Source organism: Halarcobacter anaerophilus (assembly GCF_006459125.1).
GTDB classification, from domain to species: Bacteria; Campylobacterota; Campylobacteria; order Campylobacterales; family Arcobacteraceae; genus Halarcobacter; species Halarcobacter anaerophilus.
In genome coordinates this window covers 2054783-2073926 of sequence record NZ_CP041070.1, presented here as the reverse complement: position 1 = coordinate 2073926, position 19144 = coordinate 2054783, and the positions used below count along the sequence as shown (strand labels likewise).

18 protein-coding genes are annotated in these 19144 nt (G+C 27.1%); 17 read left to right on the top strand and 1 reads right to left on the bottom strand.

The genetic code is table 11. The annotated features are described in order from the left end of the window. Positions 1-16: 16 nt before the first annotated feature. The 3 genes from AANAER_RS10305 to AANAER_RS10295 are packed head-to-tail and all read left to right on the top strand — an operon-like array spanning position 17 to position 2422. Positions 17-760, top strand: coding sequence for a glycosyltransferase family 2 protein (locus AANAER_RS10305; protein ID WP_129081142.1), 744 nt, complete (start codon positions 17-19; stop codon positions 758-760). Beyond that, the gene (locus AANAER_RS10300) at positions 750-1850 is read left to right on the top strand and encodes a glycosyltransferase family 4 protein (protein WP_129081141.1); all 1101 of its coding nucleotides are present in this window, start codon (positions 750-752) and stop codon (positions 1848-1850) included. The genes AANAER_RS10305 and AANAER_RS10300 overlap by 11 nt, the downstream gene beginning before the upstream one ends. A gap of 8 nt (positions 1851-1858) precedes the next feature. Beyond that, a complete protein-coding gene (locus AANAER_RS10295; protein ID WP_129081140.1) occupies positions 1859-2422 on the top strand; it encodes a YrbL family protein in 564 nt (187 codons plus the stop codon). 13 nt (positions 2423-2435) lie between these two features. On the opposite strand, the gene AANAER_RS10290 is transcribed toward AANAER_RS10295, so the two are convergent. Further along, a complete protein-coding gene (locus AANAER_RS10290) occupies positions 2436-3509 on the bottom strand; it encodes a glycosyltransferase family 9 protein (RefSeq protein WP_129081139.1) in 1074 nt (357 codons plus the stop codon). 114 nt (positions 3510-3623) lie between these two features. On the opposite strand from AANAER_RS10290, the gene AANAER_RS10285 reads away from it, so the two are divergent. From AANAER_RS10285 to AANAER_RS10220, 14 genes are all read left to right on the top strand, one after another. Beyond that, positions 3624-4223 carry a YrbL family protein gene (locus AANAER_RS10285; protein WP_129081138.1) on the top strand — a complete coding sequence of 200 codons (600 nt, stop codon included), beginning with the start codon at positions 3624-3626 and terminating at the stop codon, positions 4221-4223. Positions 4224-4250: 27 nt separating this feature from the next. Then, on the top strand, positions 4251-5714 hold the full coding sequence (locus tag AANAER_RS10280; protein WP_129081137.1) for an MBOAT family O-acyltransferase: 1464 nt from the start codon (positions 4251-4253) through the stop codon (positions 5712-5714). Positions 5715-5728: 14 nt separating this feature from the next. After that, positions 5729-6625 (top strand): hypothetical protein, encoded by an 897-nt coding sequence (locus AANAER_RS10275; protein ID WP_129081136.1) that lies wholly within the window; start codon positions 5729-5731, stop codon positions 6623-6625. Between the two features lie 54 nt (positions 6626-6679). After that, complete coding sequence (locus AANAER_RS10270) at positions 6680-7426, top strand: lipopolysaccharide kinase InaA family protein (protein WP_129081135.1); 747 nt, start codon at positions 6680-6682, stop codon at positions 7424-7426. Continuing rightward, entirely contained in the window at positions 7426-8346 is a 921-nt protein-coding gene (locus AANAER_RS10265) for a glycosyltransferase family 9 protein (RefSeq protein ID WP_129081134.1), read from the top strand. The genes AANAER_RS10270 and AANAER_RS10265 overlap by 1 nt, the downstream gene beginning before the upstream one ends. Continuing rightward, on the top strand, positions 8339-9889 hold the full coding sequence (locus AANAER_RS10260) for a YrbL family protein (RefSeq protein WP_129081133.1): 1551 nt from the start codon (positions 8339-8341) through the stop codon (positions 9887-9889). The genes AANAER_RS10265 and AANAER_RS10260 overlap by 8 nt, the downstream gene beginning before the upstream one ends. Before the next feature lies 1 nt (position 9890). Beyond that, positions 9891-10952 (top strand): hypothetical protein, encoded by a 1062-nt coding sequence (locus AANAER_RS10255; protein WP_129081132.1) that lies wholly within the window; start codon positions 9891-9893, stop codon positions 10950-10952. After that, positions 10945-11880 carry a lipopolysaccharide heptosyltransferase II gene (gene waaF / locus AANAER_RS10250; protein ID WP_129081131.1) on the top strand — a complete coding sequence of 312 codons (936 nt, stop codon included), beginning with the start codon at positions 10945-10947 and terminating at the stop codon, positions 11878-11880. Before AANAER_RS10255 ends, waaF begins: the two co-directional genes overlap by 8 nt. Before the next feature lie 2 nt (positions 11881-11882). Beyond that, a complete protein-coding gene (gene cysQ, locus AANAER_RS10245; RefSeq protein ID WP_129081232.1) occupies positions 11883-12641 on the top strand; it encodes a 3'(2'),5'-bisphosphate nucleotidase CysQ in 759 nt (252 codons plus the stop codon). A 75-nt stretch (positions 12642-12716) separates the two neighbouring features. Continuing rightward, on the top strand, positions 12717-13904 hold the full coding sequence (locus AANAER_RS10240) for a nucleotide sugar dehydrogenase (protein ID WP_129081130.1): 1188 nt from the start codon (positions 12717-12719) through the stop codon (positions 13902-13904). A 91-nt stretch (positions 13905-13995) separates the two neighbouring features. After that, the gene (locus tag AANAER_RS10235; RefSeq protein WP_129081129.1) at positions 13996-15111 is read left to right on the top strand and encodes a Wzz/FepE/Etk N-terminal domain-containing protein; all 1116 of its coding nucleotides are present in this window, start codon (positions 13996-13998) and stop codon (positions 15109-15111) included. Further along, a complete protein-coding gene (gene wecB, locus AANAER_RS10230; protein ID WP_129081128.1) occupies positions 15108-16250 on the top strand; it encodes a non-hydrolyzing UDP-N-acetylglucosamine 2-epimerase in 1143 nt (380 codons plus the stop codon). Before AANAER_RS10235 ends, wecB begins: the two co-directional genes overlap by 4 nt. Continuing rightward, entirely contained in the window at positions 16251-17441 is a 1191-nt protein-coding gene (wecC, locus tag AANAER_RS10225; RefSeq protein ID WP_129081127.1) for a UDP-N-acetyl-D-mannosamine dehydrogenase, read from the top strand. A gap of 170 nt (positions 17442-17611) precedes the next feature. Continuing rightward, a complete protein-coding gene (locus AANAER_RS10220) occupies positions 17612-19144 on the top strand; it encodes an oligosaccharide flippase family protein (protein WP_140544091.1) in 1533 nt (510 codons plus the stop codon).

Below are 19144 nucleotides of genomic sequence, written 5' to 3'. Positions count from 1 at the left end.
AATAAGGTTTTTTATTTTGAAAATTACAGCAAATATAATAACACTAAATGAAGAAAAAAATATTGCAGAAGTTATAAAATCAGTTCAGAGTGTTTGTGACGATATAGTAGTAGTTGATTCCCTAAGTACGGATAAAACTTGCCAAATAGCAGAAGAGTTGGGTGCAACGGTGATAAAACAAGAGTATTTAGGGGACGGTCCACAAAAAGCTTTTGGCGCTCCTTTTGCCAGAAATGATTGGATTTTAAGTATTGATGCAGATGAAAGATTAGATGTAAATGCAATAGAAGCAATAAAAATGCTGGATTTGGAAAACACACCTTATGATGCTTATTCTTTTGCAAGAAAAACTTATGTGGGAAAAAACTTTATAAAACTTTGGTACCCAGATAGAGTTACACGACTGTATAATCGTACAAAATGCGGATATTCAAGAGCAAAAGGTCATGCAAAAGTTGAAACTGAAAATGTACATGATTTAGATGCAGATATGTTACATTATTCTTATGAAGATTATGCTCATATGATAAGAACAACTGAAAAATTTATAAAAAGAGGTGCCGTTTTAGCTTTGGAAGAGGGTAAAAAAGCTCATAGTTTTGATCCTATTATTCACGGAATCGGAGCTTTGTTTAAAACTTTGATTTTAAAAGGTGGAGCTTTTCACGGAATAAACGGATGGAATGTTGCTATTATCTCTTCTTTTAGCTCTTATATGAAATATGCCCTGATGTTAGAGATGCAAAAAAATGAAAAGTAAGAAGATTTTAGAAGTTTGTTTATCTCCTGATTTAGGCGGACTTGAACTTTATATGAGTAGATGTTCTAATGAACTTTCAAAAGAGTTTGAACTTTTTTGCGTAGTTTCAAAAAGTTCTAAATTAAAAGATTATCTTGATAACGCTTTAGAAGTTTTTGAACTAAAAAGAAAAAGTAGTTTTTCTCTTCTGTCTTCTTTAAAACTTGCCAAAATAATAGATGAAAAAGGTATTGATATTGTTCATCTTCACTGGACAAAAGATATTCCAATAGTTGTTTTTGCAAAAATATTTTCAAAAAGAAAACCGAAAATTGTTCAAACTCGTCATATGACAATGACAAGATTTAAAGATGATTTTTATCATAAATTTTTATATAAAAATATCGATACTATTATTTGTGTAACAAAAACATTAGAACAACAAATAGAGATGTTTATTCCTAAAAAAATAAGACCTGAAACTAAAACTTTATATCTTGGGGCAGAAAATGCAGAATTTTTTAGTAAAGAGGAAATTCAAAGCTTTAAAGATAAATTCAAAATTAAAGATTCATTTATGATATCTCTTATTGGAAGAATAAATGAGTTTAAAGGTCAACATCTTTTAATAGATGCAATAAAAGAGTTAAAAAGGAAAAACCTAAATATTAAAGCATATATAATAGGTCATGCAATGAGTCAAGAATATTTAGATAAACTAAAACAAAAAGTTACAAATGATAAATTAAATGAATTGATTACTTTTGTAGGTTTTAGCAAAGAAGTAAACAAATTTATGCAAGCTTGCGATGTAGTTCTAATGACCTCAAAAAACGAGACCTTCGGTTTAGTTACAATTGAAGCGATGAAAAATCAAACAGCAGTAATAGCCTCTAACAGCGGAGGAAGTTTGGAAATAGTTGAAAATGAAAAAACAGGTTTGCTTTTTAAAAGTGAAGATTCCCATGATTTAGCTTTAAAAATTGAAAAACTTTATGATAATCCGGATTTTAAGAACTATTTGGCAAAAAACGGTAAAAATAGGGCAGATGAACTATTTGACGAAAAAAAACAGTTTGTTAAACTTTGTAAACTGTTTGAGACGATATAGGAGAGTTGGTGCTGATTTTAGAAGATAAAGATTTTATAGCAAAAGGTAGCGAAAGAGCTTGTTATTTACATCCAAAAGATAATAATAAAACAGTAAAAGTTACATATGAAAATAATAAAAGAGAGAAAAATAAACAGTCTCAAAAAGAGATTAGTTATTATAAGCAGTTACAAAAAAAAGGCTTAAAAAATTGGAAACATCTACCTCAATATTTCGGCGAAGTTAAAACCAATAAAGGTCATGGTTTTATAATTGAGCTAATAAAAGATTATGACGGTCAAGTTTCTAAAAGTTTTGCATACTATCTTAAAGAAAACGATGTAGAAAAATATAAAAGAGAGTTAGAAAAGTATAAACAATACTTTATAGATAATTGTATTATTTTTAATTATGGAATGATGCCTAAAAATATACTTCTTAGAAAAAACAGCGAAACAGATTTTGATTTGGTTTTAATAGATGGTTTAGGCGATGTATCCCATTTTACTTTACCAAACAAAATCCCATATTTTGCTAGAAGAAGAATAAACAGAAGATGGGATAAATTTGTAAATAAGTATCTAAAAAAATAAAAAAAATTATTTTTTAGATATTTAAAACTTCAAAAGCTTTTTCTTGGATCTCTTTTAAATCTATATTTTTCAGATTTGATTCTTTACCTTGAGGTGTTATTGCTATTGAAATATCACTTCTAGGCGCGCATAAAATATATTTTGTTGGATCATTCCAAAATAGACCGATAGTAGGAATATTTAATCCTGATGCAATATGTACAAAACTTGTATCAGGCGTAATTAATAAATCTAATTCTTTTACTATTTGGGCTGCTTCATATATATTTTTTGTTTTAAATGGTAATTCAACATTTGTTAAATTATTCTTTTCTATAAGCTCTTTAAAGTAATTAAATTTGTTAGGAACACAAAAAGGTATTATTTTTACATTTTCATTCTTTAGAAATTTGCATAAGTTGATAATTTGTTCTGTATTTAATGTTCTGTTTTCATGAGAAGCATCGGTATTCAATCCAATTAATTTATAGCTTTTAAATCTATCAAGATAGTTTATAATATCTTTATTTTCTTCTTTTGGTAGAGGGAATACCATTTTATTATTAGGATTTCTAATCCCTAAAAATTTGAGAACTTTTAATCGTTCATCAACTATATGGATGATTTTATCAGGGATTCCATATACTTTATAATAAAAGCTAAGTTCACTTCTATCAAAACCGTATCTCTCTTTTTTACCGCTTGAAGCTAAAACAAATTTTGGATTTATAATCTTAGTATAAAGAGTTCTATGAAATCTTATTACTGTATCATCAATAGCCAAATCATAGTGGTTTTGTCTCATTTTAAATACTTCAACCCAAGTTTTAAACCAATGTCTTTTTTTATGTTTTAAATAAACAGTATTAACCCAAGGAACATATTTATACATAAAATAGTTGTTTAAACTAGCATATACATCAATTTTTGCTTCAGGATAGAATTTTTTTAATTCTCTTATTAATGGATAGCTTAATATAGCATCACCGATACCACCATCTCTAATTATTAAAATTTTTTTAATTTTGATATCAGAGAGACTTTTATCATATTTTTTTTGAGCAATTTTTTTAAATAAAAAATTTTTAAATTTTTGTTTGAGATTCATTCTAATTAAACAGTCTTTCCTCTAAAATATAGGCAATTTTATTGAAAAAGTTCTGTTTATATCCTTAAATTTAATTATGGTAAAATATCAACTTTTATTAAAATAGGAGCTTTAATGCTATTTCTAACTGAGGATTTACTTGTAAATAAAGGAACAAACAGAGTTTGTTATAAACATCCAAAAGAATCCTCAAAATGTCTAAAAATTGATTTAAAACAAAATAAAGAGACGAAAAGAGAATTAAAATATTATAAAAGATTAGAAAAAAAGAATATTCCTTTTACAATGCTTTCAAGATACTACGGCAGTGAAGAAACAAATTACGGAAAAGCAGAAGTTTTTGAACTTATAAGAGACAGTAATGGAAAAGTTTCTAAAGAAGTAGATAAATATTTAAATGATTCAAATAGTTCTTTTGAAGATATTGAGAATTTATTAAAATGTATACCTTTTTTTAAAAAATATATATTTGAAAATAAAATATATGTAAAAGATTTAAATACAGTAAATGTTATGTATCAGAAAAATGAAAATAGTAAAGAAAATAGATTAGTAATTATCGATGGTTTGGCACATAGTAATTATAATCCAATTTTTTACAGTTGTGATTATTTTGTTTTAAAAAAAATTGAAATATGTTGGGAAAAGTTTATAAAGTCAATAAAAAAAAAGAGTATTATAAAGCAAAATCCTCAATTTTTAAAATATTTATAATAAAGCAAAATCTAAAAAAGGAAATAATTGTTATTCAATAGTTATGAGTTTATCTTTGCATTTCTACCGATAGTATTTTTCGTATATTTTTATTTGTTAAATAAAAGATTAATAGTAGGAGCGAAAGGGTTTCTAGTATTTTCAAGTTTGTTTTTTTATAGTTGGTGGAATATAGTATATTTACCTTTGATATTAAGCTCAATGCTGTTTAATTACGTAATAGGCAATAGCCTAAATAATAGTGAAGAAAAAATAAAATCTTTTCCAAGAAAAAGTATTCTAATCTTTGGAATAGTAGCAAACTTATCACTGCTTGGATACTTTAAATACGCAGACTTTTTTATAGAAAATGTAAACTTAGCTTTAGATTCAAGTATATCCCTGCTTCATTTAGCTCTGCCTTTGGCTATAAGCTTCTTTAGCTTCCAACAAATAGCATATCTAGTAGATAGTTATAGAAAAGAGACAAAAGAATATGATTTTTTAAACTATGCTCTGTTTGTAACATTCTTCCCACAACTTATAGCAGGACCAATAGTACATCATAAAGAGATGATGCCACAGTTTGCAAGTAAATGGAACCTTGTAAAAAATTATAAAAATATAGCTCTAGGATTGTTTATTTTTTCAATAGGATTGTTTAAAAAAGTAGTAATAGCAGATACTTTTGCTGTTTGGGCAACAAATGGATTTGATACAGCCCTAACTTTGAACTTCTTTGAAGCATGGGCAACGTCTTTGTCTTATACTTTTCAACTTTACTTTGACTTTTCAGGTTATACGGATATGGCAATAGGAGCAGCACTATTGTTTAATATAAAACTACCAATAAATTTTAATAGCCCATATAAAGCATTGGATATACAAGACTTCTGGAGAAGATGGCATATAACACTTTCAAGATTTCTAAGAGATTATATTTATATTCCACTAGGAGGAAATAGAAAAGGAAGTTTTAGGACATATTCAAACCTAATGATAACATTTTTACTAGGTGGATTGTGGCATGGAGCAGGATGGACATTTGTGTTCTGGGGGTTTCTGCATGGGATAGCATTGTGTACACATAGAGTATGGAAATATTTAGGATTTACTTTGCCCAAAGTAATAGCATGGATTGTGACATTTAACTTTGTAAATATAGCATGGGTATTTTTCCGAGCTAAAGAGTGGGATGATGCTATTAAAGTATTGAAAGGGATGTTTGGATTTAGTACAATAGTGATTGATAGTAAATTTGAAAAAAACTTAGCTTTTTTAGAAGAGTATGGAATCGTATTTGGTAGAGTAACTTATGATATAACAGGTGGAAGTGAAGTCTTAAATTGGATAATAATAGGGTTTTTATTAATTTTATGTTTTAAAAACTCAAATGAAAGAAAATCAATCTTTAAAACTGATATTAAGTATTTAGTTTTTGTAGTATTTCTTTTTGTATATAGTATTTTTAAAATAAATACTTTTAGTGAATTTTTATATTTTAATTTTTAAAGAGAGAAGTTGTCGTGGCAAATAAACGTTTTATAAAACTTTTTATTTTTTTATCTTTATTATCTATTCTTATTTTGTCCCAAATGGCTTTTTTAAGTTATAGTAAAAATCCTTTAGCAATAAAAAGCCAAATTAGATTAGAACAAGTAAAGAAAGATAATAGTCAAATAGTTTTTGTAGGGGATAGTTCTTTAGAACATGGACTTGATGAAAAGTATTTTTCGACACTTTTAAACAATAAATTTAAAGTTTCCAATTTAGCATTGACTGCAGATGCCCATAATTTGCCTGCAACTTATAATATGATAAGACATATTTTGACTGAAAATAAAAATGTAAAGTATATAGTGATGATGCAAAATCCATCTATTTGGCATACTGAATTTTCACAAGGGGGGTATTGTTCAACTCTTGGTAATTTAGATAATAAATTAGTAAAGAAAGAGGGCTTATTAGAATCTTTTGGATGTTTTAAATATAAATATCTTAATATAAACGCTATAAGAGAGTTAAAAAAACAACTAGAACGTAAAAATAAAAAAAGTACAAAAACGTATAAGAATGGAAAACTTGATATAAAAGAACAATTGGCAAAAAATAAATTCTATAAATTTGATAAAATTGCAAACTCAAAAATCAAAGAAATAAATTTGATTGATAAATATTTACAAGATAAAAATGTTAAAGTTTACTATGTTCAAGGTACTCTACATTATGATGTCTATAAAAAATATAAAGATACAATTTCTAAACAACATGCAATTTTAAAAACATTAAAAAATATCACTTTTATAGAAAAATTTATCTATCCTGAGAATAAAAAGATGGGAAATAGTGAAAATCATATAGCTGAAGAATATAAAAAAGAAGTTACAGAGTTTTATTTTTCTATATTAAAAAAGTATTTATAGAAAGAAAAATAAACTTTAGATAAAATATCTATATTTATTAATGCAAGGAAAAAATTGAATATCAAGTTTGAATTAAATAAAAAATATGAAAATACAAAAGAGTTTTTATTAAATATAAAAGAGTATTTCAAAGAGAACTCAAATACAATTCATAAAGCAAGAAATGAATTAAAAGTTATAGAATACAAAGGGATTCAAACAGTAGTAAAAGCTTTTAAAGTACCCAATTTTATAAACCAAATTGTATATGCATACTTTAGGGATTCAAAAGCTAAAAAATCATATAAAAATGCAATGAAACTATCAACTCTTGGAATAAATACTCCGGCACCTATAGGCTACATCGAGTTTTATAAAAACTTTTTATTTAAAGAGAGCTTTTTTATTGCAAAAAAGCAAGATTACGCTTTTACGATTAGAGAACCTCTTAGAAATTTGGATTTTCAAGATAGAGAAATTATTATAAAAAAATTTGTTGCATTTACTTATAATCTTCATAAAAACAGTGTTTATCACAAAGATTATTCAGCAGGAAATATTTTAGTTATAAAAACAGACAATGAATATGATTTCAGTGTTGTTGATATAAATAGAATGGAGTTTAAACCAATAGATTTACATCTGGGACTTGATAATTTTGCAAAGCTTTGGTTAGATGAAGATAGTTTATTGATTATTGCAAAAGAGTATGCAAAATTAGCAGGAGTTCAAGAGCAAGAAGCAATTGATATTTTAAAAAGTTGTGATAAAAAATTAAAAGATTTTGTAGAGTTTAAAAGAAAAATAAGAGGTAAAAAATAGTGAATCTTCTTATTACAAGACATGATAAAATAGGTGATTTTGTCGTTACTCTGCCTCTTTTTAAAGCTATAAAAGAGCAATATCCAAATACAAAACTCACGGCACTTGTAAGCCGCGTGAATTTTGATTTTGCCAAGACTGTTGATTTTATAGATGATGTTATTTTATTTGATAAAAATGATTTAAAAACAACTTTGGAAAAGATAAAAGAGAAGAAGTTTGATGCCAGCATCTCTTGCTATATAGATACAACTTTGGGAAAACTGCTTTTTAAAAGCAGAATCAAAAAAAGAGTAGCCCCTGCAACAAAAATAGCACAACTTTTTTTTAATAAAAGAGTGACTCAAAGACGAAGCCAAGTTTTAAAAACAGAGTGGCAGTATAACTTGGATTTAGCAAAAGAGCTTTTTCCTGATATAAAACTAGAGTTTTCAAGACCTTTGCTTGATATAAAAACGCAAAAAGAAAAAAGAGTAGTTTTTCATCCTGGATTCGGCGGAAGCAGTGACGGGAATTTAAGCCTTGACGATTATATAAATTTAGCTAGAAGTATAAGCAAAAGCTCTTATGAAATAGTTTTTTCTTTTGGACCTGATGACGGAAAATCAAAAGAGTATATAGAAAATCATCTTGACTTTGATGCCAAACTTTTTGACTCAAAAATCTCTTTGTATGAATTTACAAAATATTTAGCTTCATCTTATCTTTTTGTAAGTACGTCAACAGGTCCTATGCATTTAGCAGGGGCAACAAATACGAAGACTCTGTCGTTTTTTGGAAACACCACTTTTGCCAGTGCAAAAAGATGGGCAACTATAAGCGACAAAGAGAATCAGAACAACTTTATGCTCTCTTCAAACTATTCAAGAGAAGAATATCTAAAAATAGAGAAAAGATTAAAAGAGATTATCAATGTCTGATATTAACTCTTTGATTCAAAAAATTTTATCTTCTCTTGGGAAAAAAGGTTTTTCTCTTTGTAAATATGAAGATAAAGTAATCTCTTATAAAATAAAAGAAGAAAAATTAAAATTATTTTTAAAAATAATTTTTAGATTATGTTCAAAAAACTCTTTTTGCTTTTCAATATTTAGAGAAGAGTACGATAAAATAGAAGTTGTTTTATACTCAAAAAGTGAAGATAGAAAAATAGACATATTTTTAGAAAATATTGAAGAAAAAACGATTTTAGAATATAGAAAAAAAGTTTTAAAATACAAAAAATATAAGATTTTCCCAATTATAGGTCCTGATGGAGTAGGGAAAACTACACTTTTTACTAATACTTTTGATAAAAATGAGAAAAACCTTATGTATAAAAGGTTTAAAAAAATCGTAAGACGATCAGTTATTTATAATATTATTTATCCAATTAATAAATTTATTCTAAAGAAAAAACTAGGGAAAAAACCTGAAAAAGATCAACATGATGATATTCATTATTTTTTAGTAATATTAGCAGGGCTGTTTTATTATCCATACCTTCTTTTTAATTCAATTATAAGAGATAAAACAGTTTTTGTAGATAGATTTTTTAACGATTATTTGCTTGAAAACATCTCTTTTTTAAATAAAAAAACAAGACTTAGAAAACGTTGGAAAAATCTTTTAAAATATATTCCGACAGTTTACTGGACTATTCATCTTGATGCAAAACCCAAAATAATTTTACAAAGAAAAGAGGAACTTAAAAAAAGGGATATAAAAAAATATAGAAAATTAAATTTTAAAATATATTTAGAAAAACCTTCAATCACCTATTCTTATATAAATACAGGATTAGATTTAGAGTATTGCCAAGAAGTATTGTTAAAAAATGCCAGAAAAATAGGGATAACTTTAGGCGATAAATTTCTTTGCAAAATAAATGATGATTTATTAATAGCAAAAGGTGGGGAACGGGCTTGCTATATCCACCCTGATGATGATACAAAAATTATAAAAAGTGTATTTACAAAAGGGAGTCATAACGACCAAAATAAATTAGAATATATCTATATGAATTATTTGAAAAAAAAGGAGAAAGATTTATCCCATTTAACAAATTGCTACGGGTTTATAAAAACTGATAAAGGTGAAGGATTAGTTTTTGACAGAGTTTTAAATTATGATAAAACACCTGCTAAATCTTTTCGTTATATGGTTGCAAATAAGATTTTGTCTCTTGATGAGCAAAAGGTTTTGATTGATGAGTTAAAAGAGTATTTAGAAAAAAATCAAATTCTTTTTGTAGATACAAGTTTGACCAATATTTTTTGTCCTGAGATTGAAAAAGGGAAATATAAACTAATAATTGTTGATGGAATAGGTGCAAAACGAATGGGTATGAAGTTTTGGTTTTATCAAAAATCAAAAATTTATACGAAATATAAAATCAAAAGACAATGGGCAAAATTTATGCAAATGTATAAAAAAGACGTAAAAAGAGCTGCCCTTGGTCAAAGACCTTTTACAAGGCTTTAATTTGAATAAAGCACCGTTTTTTTGGGATAAATATTCAGACCAACCACAAGTTATAAAAGATAAAGCATACAAAAGAGCTATGAGAAAGAAAAATCTTTTGGATTTTATAAAACTTATTTTTAGTTCGCTTTTTATTTTGCCCCTTGCTATTTTATTTATGAAACTTTTTAAAGGAAAAGAAAATATTTCAAATGAAGAGTTTTACGGTATCGGCGTAAATTTAGACAAAGGCGATACACAACAAGAACTGGTAGAAGAGTTAGGAGTAAAAAATCTAATTATAAGAGTTCCTTTATGGGATATTGAAAATATAGACTCTTATGTAGTTTTTGCAAATAGTTTTAATAAACTATCAAAGAAAAATATTTTGATAAATATTATGCAAGATAGAGAAAATATTGAAGATCATAAACTTTTAAAACAGAATCTAGAAATAATCTTTGAAAAGTTTAAAGATATATCAACCGAGTATCAAATAGCAACAACAATAAACAGAGCAAAATGGGGCTTCTTTTCCGTAAAAGAGTATCTCTCTTTTTATAAAACGGCACAGGATTTAAGGGATGAAAAGTTTTCAAATATAAAACTTCTAGGTCCAAGCGTAATAGATTTTGAATACTATTACAATGTCCGAGCGATGTTTAATTTTGCAAAAATAAGATATGACAAAGTAAGTTCTCTTTTATATGTGGATAGAAGAGGAGAACCTTCAAATACCCAATATGGAATCTTTGATACAAAAAATAAAATTGACCTGCTTTACGGTTTGGTTAAATTATCACCTAAATGTAACAATGAAATCTATATTACAGAGGTAAACTGGCCCATAAAAGATACGGCTCCTTATGCTCCCACAAGTCAAAAAGAGTGTATCTCAAATGAAGAGTATACAAAATACATGTTGCAGTATCACAATATTGCAAAAAAGAGTAAAAAGATAAAAAGAGTATATTGGCATCAACTAATAGCACCAGGTTATGGATTGGTTGATAATAGAGACGGTAAAATAGTAAAATATCCACAATTTTATGCATATAAAGAGATGATTAAAAAAGATGATTAAAAAAATATTTATAGAGATTCCAACTTGGCTTGGCGATGCAATTATGACAAGCCCTGCTATTGAAAATATAATAAAAACTTACCCTGATGCAAAAATAACACTTTTAGGTTCTTTTGTCTCAACTCAGGCTTTTAAAAACTTTAAAAATATAGAAAAAGTAATAATTGATGATAGTAAAAAAAGCGGTAATAGATATATAAACTTAATAAAAATAGCAAAAAGTGTAGGCAAAGTAGATTTGGCAATCTCTTTTAGAAGAAGCCTCTCTTCAAAATTTATGATGTTTTTTATAGATGCAAAAAAGAAGTTCAATTATAGAAGACTTACGAAAAAAGAGATACATCAAGTTCTACGATACAATGACTTTGTAAACAAAGTTTTAAATTTGGACAATAAAGCTGGGGATTTGAAACTATATTTTAAACCTTTTGCCTATACTAAACCAACACTTGGGATAAACCCGGGAGCTACATACGGAAGTGCTAAAAGATGGTATCCTGAAGAGTTTGCAAAAGTTGCAATTGCACTATCTAAAAAGTATGATATTGTAATTTTTGGAGGTCCAGCTGAAACAGATATTGCAAAAGATATAGAAAATGAACTAATATCAAACGGTATTACAAATTATCAAAATCTTGCAGGTAAAACTTCAATACCTGAACTTATAGAGCATATAGCAGGACTTGAACTTTTTATTACAAACGATAGCGGACCTATGCACGTTGCAGCAGCATATAAAGTAAAAACAGTTGCAATTTTTGGACCTACAAAATTCACTGAAACAAATCAATGGAATAATCCAAATGAGATAATAATAACAAAAAATTTGGAGTGTGCACCATGTATGAAAAGAAAATGTCCACTAGGTCATCATAATTGTATGAAACTTATAAAAGCAGAAGATGTACTAAAAAAGATAAAAGAGTAGTTATGCAGTTTGATAAAATAGATATTGAAGAGATAAAAAACATAGCTTTGGAAGCCGGAAAAGAAGTTTTGAAAATCTATAATACTAATTTTCATATAGAGTATAAAGCAGATAATTCACCACTTACCCAAGCAGATTTAAAAGCAAATGAGATAATTTGCAACAGATTAAAAAAGCTTTATCCTGAGACTCCTCTTATAAGTGAAGAAAATAAAGAAGTAAAATATAAGCAAAGAAAAAATTGGGAGTATTATTTTTGTATAGACCCAATAGACGGTACAAAAGAGTTTATTAAAAAAAATGGAGAATTTACGATAAATATTGCACTAATTCATAAAAATATACCTGTTTTAGGAGTTGTTTATGCTCCTGTTTTAGAGGATATATATTGGGCAAAAAAAGGTTTTGGTGCCTATAAAAACGGACAAAAATTACCCTTACAAATAAATAAAAACCCAAAAGAAAAACTTAATGTAGTAGTCTCAAAATCTCATATGAACAAACAAACGCAAGAGTTTATAAATAATCTACAATCAAAACAAATAGTTCAAAAACCTATAGGAAGCAGTTTGAAACTTTGTCTGGTGGCAACAGGTGAAGCTGATTTGTATCCAAAAATCGGAGATACTATGGAGTGGGACACAGCAGCTGCTGATGCAATAGTAAGGGAATCAGGAAAAATGATCTACCAATTTGAAAAAGAGATTCCTCTTTTATATAATAAAGAAAATCTTTTAAATCCTTGGTTTCTAGTAAAATAACTTTACTAGAAAAAAAGCCTCTTTTTGATAAAATTCCATTATAAAAAATACGATAATGATTTTGGGGAAACAAACTTGAATAATAACAAAAAATATAAAATAGCAATAGCAGGAACAGGATATGTAGGCTTGTCAAATGGCTTATTATTAGCTCAACACAATGAAGTAATAGCTTTAGATATAATTCCTGAAAAAGTAGAACTTTTAAATAAAAAAATCTCTCCAATAGAAGACAAAGAAATAGAAGAGTATTTAAAAAAAGATGATATAAATTTTAAAGCAACACTGGATAAGAAAGAGGCTTACACAGATGCAGATTTTGTGATAATCTCAACACCGACAGACTATGATGAAAAAACAAACTATTTTAATACAAAATCAATAGAATATGTAATCAAAGATGTTTTAGAAATAAATCCAAATACGACAATGGTGATAAAATCTACAATCCCTGTAGGATATACAAAAAAGATAAGAGAAGAGTTTAATTGCGATAATATAATCTTTTCTCCGGAGTTTTTAAGAGAAGGAAAAGCTTTATATGACAATCTATATCCAAGTAGAATAATTGTAGGAGAAAAATCAAAAAGGGCCGAAACTTTTGCAAATCTTTTAGTCCAAGGTGCTATTAAAAAAGATATTTCAGTTTTATATACAGCTTCAACAGAAGCAGAAGCAATAAAACTTTTTGCAAATACCTATTTAGCCATGAGAGTTGCATATTTCAATGAACTAGACTCTTATGCCCAAATTCATGGCTTAAGTACAGAGCAAATTATAAAAGGCGTAGGCTTGGATCCTAGAATAGGAACCCATTATAATAACCCATCATTTGGATATGGCGGTTATTGCCTTCCAAAAGATACAAAACAACTTTTGGCAAATTATAAAAATGTACCTTCCTCTTTAATTGAAGCAATTGTAAATGCAAACTCTACAAGAAAAGATTTTATAGCAGATTCAATTATTGCAAAACATCCTAAAACAGTAGGTATATACAGACTTGTGATGAAAGCAGGAAGTGATAACTTTAGAAGCTCTGCAATACAAGGAATTATGAAAAGAGTAAAAGCAAAAGGTATCCCTGTAGTTGTATATGAACCAAATTTAGATGCAGAAGATTTTTTCAATTCAAAAGTAATAAAAGATTTAGATGAGTTTAAAAAAGTATCAGATGTAATAGTAGCAAATAGACTGTCTGAAGATATAATTGATGTAAAAGAAAAAGTTTACACTAGAGATATATTTAATAGTGATTCATAGTAAGGGGCACTTTTTAGCAAAAAAAAAGTGTATTTAGGATAAAATAATAATTTTATATATTTATGGATAATGATTATCAAAAAGGTTTAGTTTGGGAAAAGAAGAATCATTTTATGAAGATGAAATAGATTTAAAAGAATTGATAATAACAATTTGGAGAAAAAAAGTTTTTATTTTATTTTTTACAGTAGTTGTCACAATTTTAGCTGTAATTTATGTGTTTATTAAAACACCGATATATGAAGTTAAATCTGTAGTAAGAGTTGGGTATATAGGAGAAAATTTAGTAGAAGACAGCAAAATTTTAGAAAAAAAGCTAAGACTTATATTTAATGTAGACAGTAAAAAGAATATTGTTGAAAAAAATAAACCAATAGTTTCAAACATAAGTTCAGTAAATAAAGTAGATAATTTTATAGAAATATACACACAAGGGTATTCAAATAAGGAAGCTCTAAATAAAAACAAAGAGGTAATAACTTTCTTGCAAACTGAATACAAAGCAAAAATTGATGAATATATTCTAAGAACAAATATAAATATAAAAAATATTGAAGAAAAAATTGCTTATGTAAATGATGTAGAAAAAGTAAATACTGAAAAAGACATAGAAAAAATAAAAACTCAAGCTATCACTAAAATAGAAAATCAAATAAATTTACTAAAAACTGTTGATTTAAAGATTATTGAAAATAAACTTAAATTCAATAAAGAAAAACTAAAAGAGTATGAAGATAATTTATCGAAAATTTCAAAAAGAAAATCATCAGACAACACTCAAAATATGCTTATGGCAATGCAGATTTTAAACACGCAGAATTTGATATTAAATATCCAAAATACAATAGAAAATCTGAAAAAAGAAAAAGAAAAAATTTTAGATATTACAATAAAAAATTTAGAGATAGAAAAAGAAAATTTAATAAATGATGATATTAGAAAACTTAATATTCATCTTAATATAGATATAACAAATAAAATAAATGACCTTAAAGATAAATTACAATTAGAAAAACTAAAACTTACAAATGATAGTATAAGAAACAGTGAAATAGTAGGAAATATTATAGTAGACGAAGACCCTATTAAACCTAAGAAAAAGCTTATTATAGCAGTAGCTTTTGTAACAGGATTTATTTTATCAATTTTTTTAGTGTTTTTTATTGAATTTATAAGTAGTATTAAAAAAGAAGAAAACAAAAAATGATAAGGGTATTATTAGTATTTGGGACAAGACCAGAAGCTATTAAAATGGCTCCACTTGTTAAGGCTTTTGAAGCTGAAAACTCAATAGAGTCAAAAGTTTGTGTCACAGCTCAACATAGGGAGATGTTAGATCAAGTTCTTAATATGTTTGAGATAAAACCTGATTATGATTTAAATATAATGAAACCAGGTCAAGATTTATTTGCTGTAACTTCAAATGTGCTTTTAGGTTTAAAGGATGTTTTAAAAGATTTTAAACCTGATATTGTTTTAGTGCATGGAGATACTACAACCACAAGTTCTGCTAGTTTGGCAGCTTTTTATAATAAAATAAAAGTAGGGCATGTAGAAGCAGGATTAAGAACACATGATCTATATTCTCCTTGGCCAGAAGAAGCAAATAGACAGATAACAGGAGTGTTAGCAAACTTTCATTTTGCTCCTACTAATACATCAGCTAATAATCTTTTAAAAGAAAACAAAAGTGAAAAAGACATTTTAGTTACAGGAAATACTGTGATAGATGCTCTATTCTTGGCTTTAGAAAAAATAGAAAAAAATACAAAGTTAAAAAATAAAATATTAGAGAATATAAATACGCAATATATTATAAAAAAAGAAAAAAAATTAGTGTTAGTTACAGGACATAGAAGAGAAAATTTTGGTGAAGGCTTTATAAATATCTGCGAAGCCTTAAAAACTCTTGCTGATAATAATCCAAATGTAGATATTGTTTATCCTGTGCATCTAAATCCAAATGTACAAAAACCAGTACATGAAATATTGTCAAATACTAAAAATGTTTATTTGATAAAACCTCTTCAATATGAGAGTTTTATATATATGATGGATAAATCATACTTTATAATAACAGACAGTGGAGGAGTTCAAGAAGAGGCTCCAAGCTTAGGGAAACCTGTACTTGTGATGAGAGATACAACAGAACGACCAGAAGCAGTAGAAGCTGGAACTGTAAAGTTAGTGGGGACAAAAAGGGAAACTATTATAAAAGAAGCTCAAAAGCTTTTAGATGACAAAAATGAATATGAAAAAATGTCAAAAGCTCATAATCCTTATGGTGATGGAAAAGCTTGTGAAAGAATTGTAAATTTTATAAAAAATATAAAGGAAGATAATTAGATGATTGAAAAAATTTGTGTTGTGGGGTTGGGATATATAGGACTTCCTACAGCAGCACTTTTAGCAAATAGAGGTTATGAAGTGCATGGCGTAGATGTTGTACCTTCAACAGTGGAAACAATAAATCAAGGGAAAATTCATATAGTAGAACCTGCTCTTGATACCTTTGTAAAATCTGCTGTAAATAGTAAAAAGCTAAAAGCTGATCTAAAACCAACTCAAGCAGATGTATTTATTATAGCTGTGCCTACTCCTTTTCATGACGGATTTGTACCAAATATAGATTATGTAGTATCTGCTACAAAATCTATTGCCCCATATGTGAGAGAAGGTAATATTATAATTCTTGAATCAACTTCTCCTGTAGGAACTACAGAACTTGTAGAATCTACTTTAAAAGGAAATGGAGTAAATACTTCAACACTTTATATTTCTCATTGTCCAGAAAGAGTATTACCTGGACAAATTATGCGAGAACTTGTTGAAAACGATAGGATAGTAGGAGGAATAACTCCTGAATCTACACAAAAAACTGTAGATTTTTATAAGACTTTTGTACAAGGTGAAGTCCTTAGTACAGATGCTAGAACAGCAGAAATGGCAAAATTAACAGAAAATTCATTTAGGGATACAAATATTGCTTTTGCAAATGAATTATCTATGCTTTGTGATAAATTTGATATAAATGTATGGGAGTTAATAAGCTTAGCTAATAGACATCCCAGAGTAAATATCCTTCAACCTGGAGCAGGGGTAGGAGGGCACTGTATAGCCGTGGATCCTTGGTTTATTGTACACGCAGGCGGTGAAACTGCAAAAATGATACGAACGGCAAGAGAAGTAAATACATATAAAACAGAATGGGTAATAGAAAAAATAAAAAATGCAAGTTTGGAATTTGAAGTAAAAAATAAAAGAAAAGCAAAAATAGCTTGTATGGGATTATCTTTTAAACCTGATATTGACGACTTAAGAGAATCACCAGCTTTATATATAGCTAGAAGACTTAAAGCAGATGGATTAGATATATTAGCAGTAGAGCCAAATATCAATTCTCATAAAGAGTTTGAGATAGTTAATTATAAAAAGGCTTTAGAACAAGCAGATATAGTAGCATTTTTGGTTGCGCATAAAGAGTTTAAAGATTTAGATATAAATACTGATTTAGATTTTTGTGGAATATTAAATTGATTGAACCTATATATTTTTACGAAAAATTTTTTATTGTATTTGATTCAACTGCCAAGATTATTAATAAATGTATTATTATTGCAAATTTTTTATTTCAGAATATATAGAGAAAACAGTATATTTTGAATAAACAAAAGTTTAATAAATTTGATGAAATATATAAAATATGATTGGGATATGAATTGCAGCAAAACTATAAGCGAATAGCAAAAAACACACTGTTCCTCTACTTCCGTATGTTAATCATAATGGCTGTAAATTTTTATACAGTAAGAGTTGTTCTTGATGTATTGGGGGTAACAGATTATGGTATTTATAATCTTGTAGCTAGTTTTGTAATGATTTTAGCTTTTTTAAATAGTACTCTTACTTCTGGTACCCAAAGATTTTTAACTTTCGAGCTAGGCAAAGAAGATTTTGTAAAACTTAAACACACTTTTTCTACAGCTGTTATTATACATTTTATTCTTGCTATTATTATTTTAATTTTTGGCGAGACTATTGGTCTTTGGTTTTTGTATGAAAAGATGAATATTCCAATTGAAAGATTTGATGCAGCTTTTTGGGCTTATCAGTTTGCTATATTTTCAACTATGATCACTGTTATGCAAGTGCCGTATAACGCACTTATTATAGCCCATGAAAGAATGCATATTTTTGCATATATCAGTATTGTAGAAGCTATTTTAAAGTTGCTTGTTGTTTATTTATTACTTATTGTCTCAACAGATAAACTTATAAGTTATGCTATTTTTATGTTTATAACTTCTATACTTATAGCTTCTTTTTATAGAATATACACTATTAAAAACTACAAAGAATCACATTTTGAATTTGTTTTTGATAAAAAAATTATGAAAAGTATGATGCAATTTTCAGGATGGAATTTATTTGGTAGTATTGCATGGATTTTAATGAATTATGGAATTAATGTTTTATTAAGTATATTCTTTAGTCCTGCTATAGTTGCATCACGAGCAATATCAATGCAAGTAAATACAGCAATATTCTCTTTAGTTGGAAATTTCAGAACGGCCGTAAATCCTCAAATTATAAAAATGTTTAGTAGTGAGAACAATAATGAAATGAAAAAAATTTCTCTTATTAGCGCTAGATATACATTCTATCTAGCTTTAATATTAGTACTTCCTATATATTTTGAGATAGACACACTCTTAGGTATTTGGTTAGTTGATATTCCTTTATGGACAATTGAATTTTGTAAACTAATTTTAATATTTTCTTTAATTCAAACTTTTGACATGTCTTTTGGTATTCTTTTCCAGGCTATAGGGAAAATGAAAGAAAATCAGATATTAAGTGGGGGCGTGTATTTACTAGTATTACCATTATCCTATATCTTATTTTCTTTTTATAATTTGGATCCTAGAATTGTTTTTTATGTTCAAATCGCAGCTGTAATAATAGTGTCTTTCGTGGTAAAAATTATTTTATTGAATAAAATAGCAAATATTAGATATAGTGAATATTTATATCGAATTATACTACCAATAATAAAAGTAATATTCAGTGTAGTAATATTAGTCTTTTTTGTACATTTACTAAAACTCAATTTTATATTAAATATTTTTAGTATTATTTTTATAGTATTATTATCAATTTTTGTTTTTGATTTTACAAAAGATATGAAATATAAAACATTAGATATGTTGAAGATAAAAATTAAACAATACAGGAGATGA

What these genes read in the sequence shown, in the direction of transcription:
- AANAER_RS10300 (WP_129081141.1), top strand. Translation starts at nt 750, where the DNA reads ATGAAAAGTAAGAAGATTTTAGAAGTTTGTTTATCTCCTGATTTAGGC.
- AANAER_RS10290 (WP_129081139.1), bottom strand. Translation starts at nt 3,509, where the DNA reads ATGAATCTCAAACAAAAATTTAAAAATTTTTTATTTAAAAAAATTGCT.
- AANAER_RS10285 (WP_129081138.1), top strand. Translation starts at nt 3,624, where the DNA reads ATGCTATTTCTAACTGAGGATTTACTTGTAAATAAAGGAACAAACAGA.
- AANAER_RS10260 (WP_129081133.1), top strand. Translation starts at nt 8,339, where the DNA reads ATGTCTGATATTAACTCTTTGATTCAAAAAATTTTATCTTCTCTTGGG.
- waaF (WP_129081131.1), top strand. Translation starts at nt 10,945, where the DNA reads ATGATTAAAAAAATATTTATAGAGATTCCAACTTGGCTTGGCGATGCA.
- cysQ (WP_129081232.1), top strand. Translation starts at nt 11,883, where the DNA reads ATGCAGTTTGATAAAATAGATATTGAAGAGATAAAAAACATAGCTTTG.
- wecB (WP_129081128.1), top strand. Translation starts at nt 15,108, where the DNA reads ATGATAAGGGTATTATTAGTATTTGGGACAAGACCAGAAGCTATTAAA.
- wecC (WP_129081127.1), top strand. Translation starts at nt 16,251, where the DNA reads ATGATTGAAAAAATTTGTGTTGTGGGGTTGGGATATATAGGACTTCCT.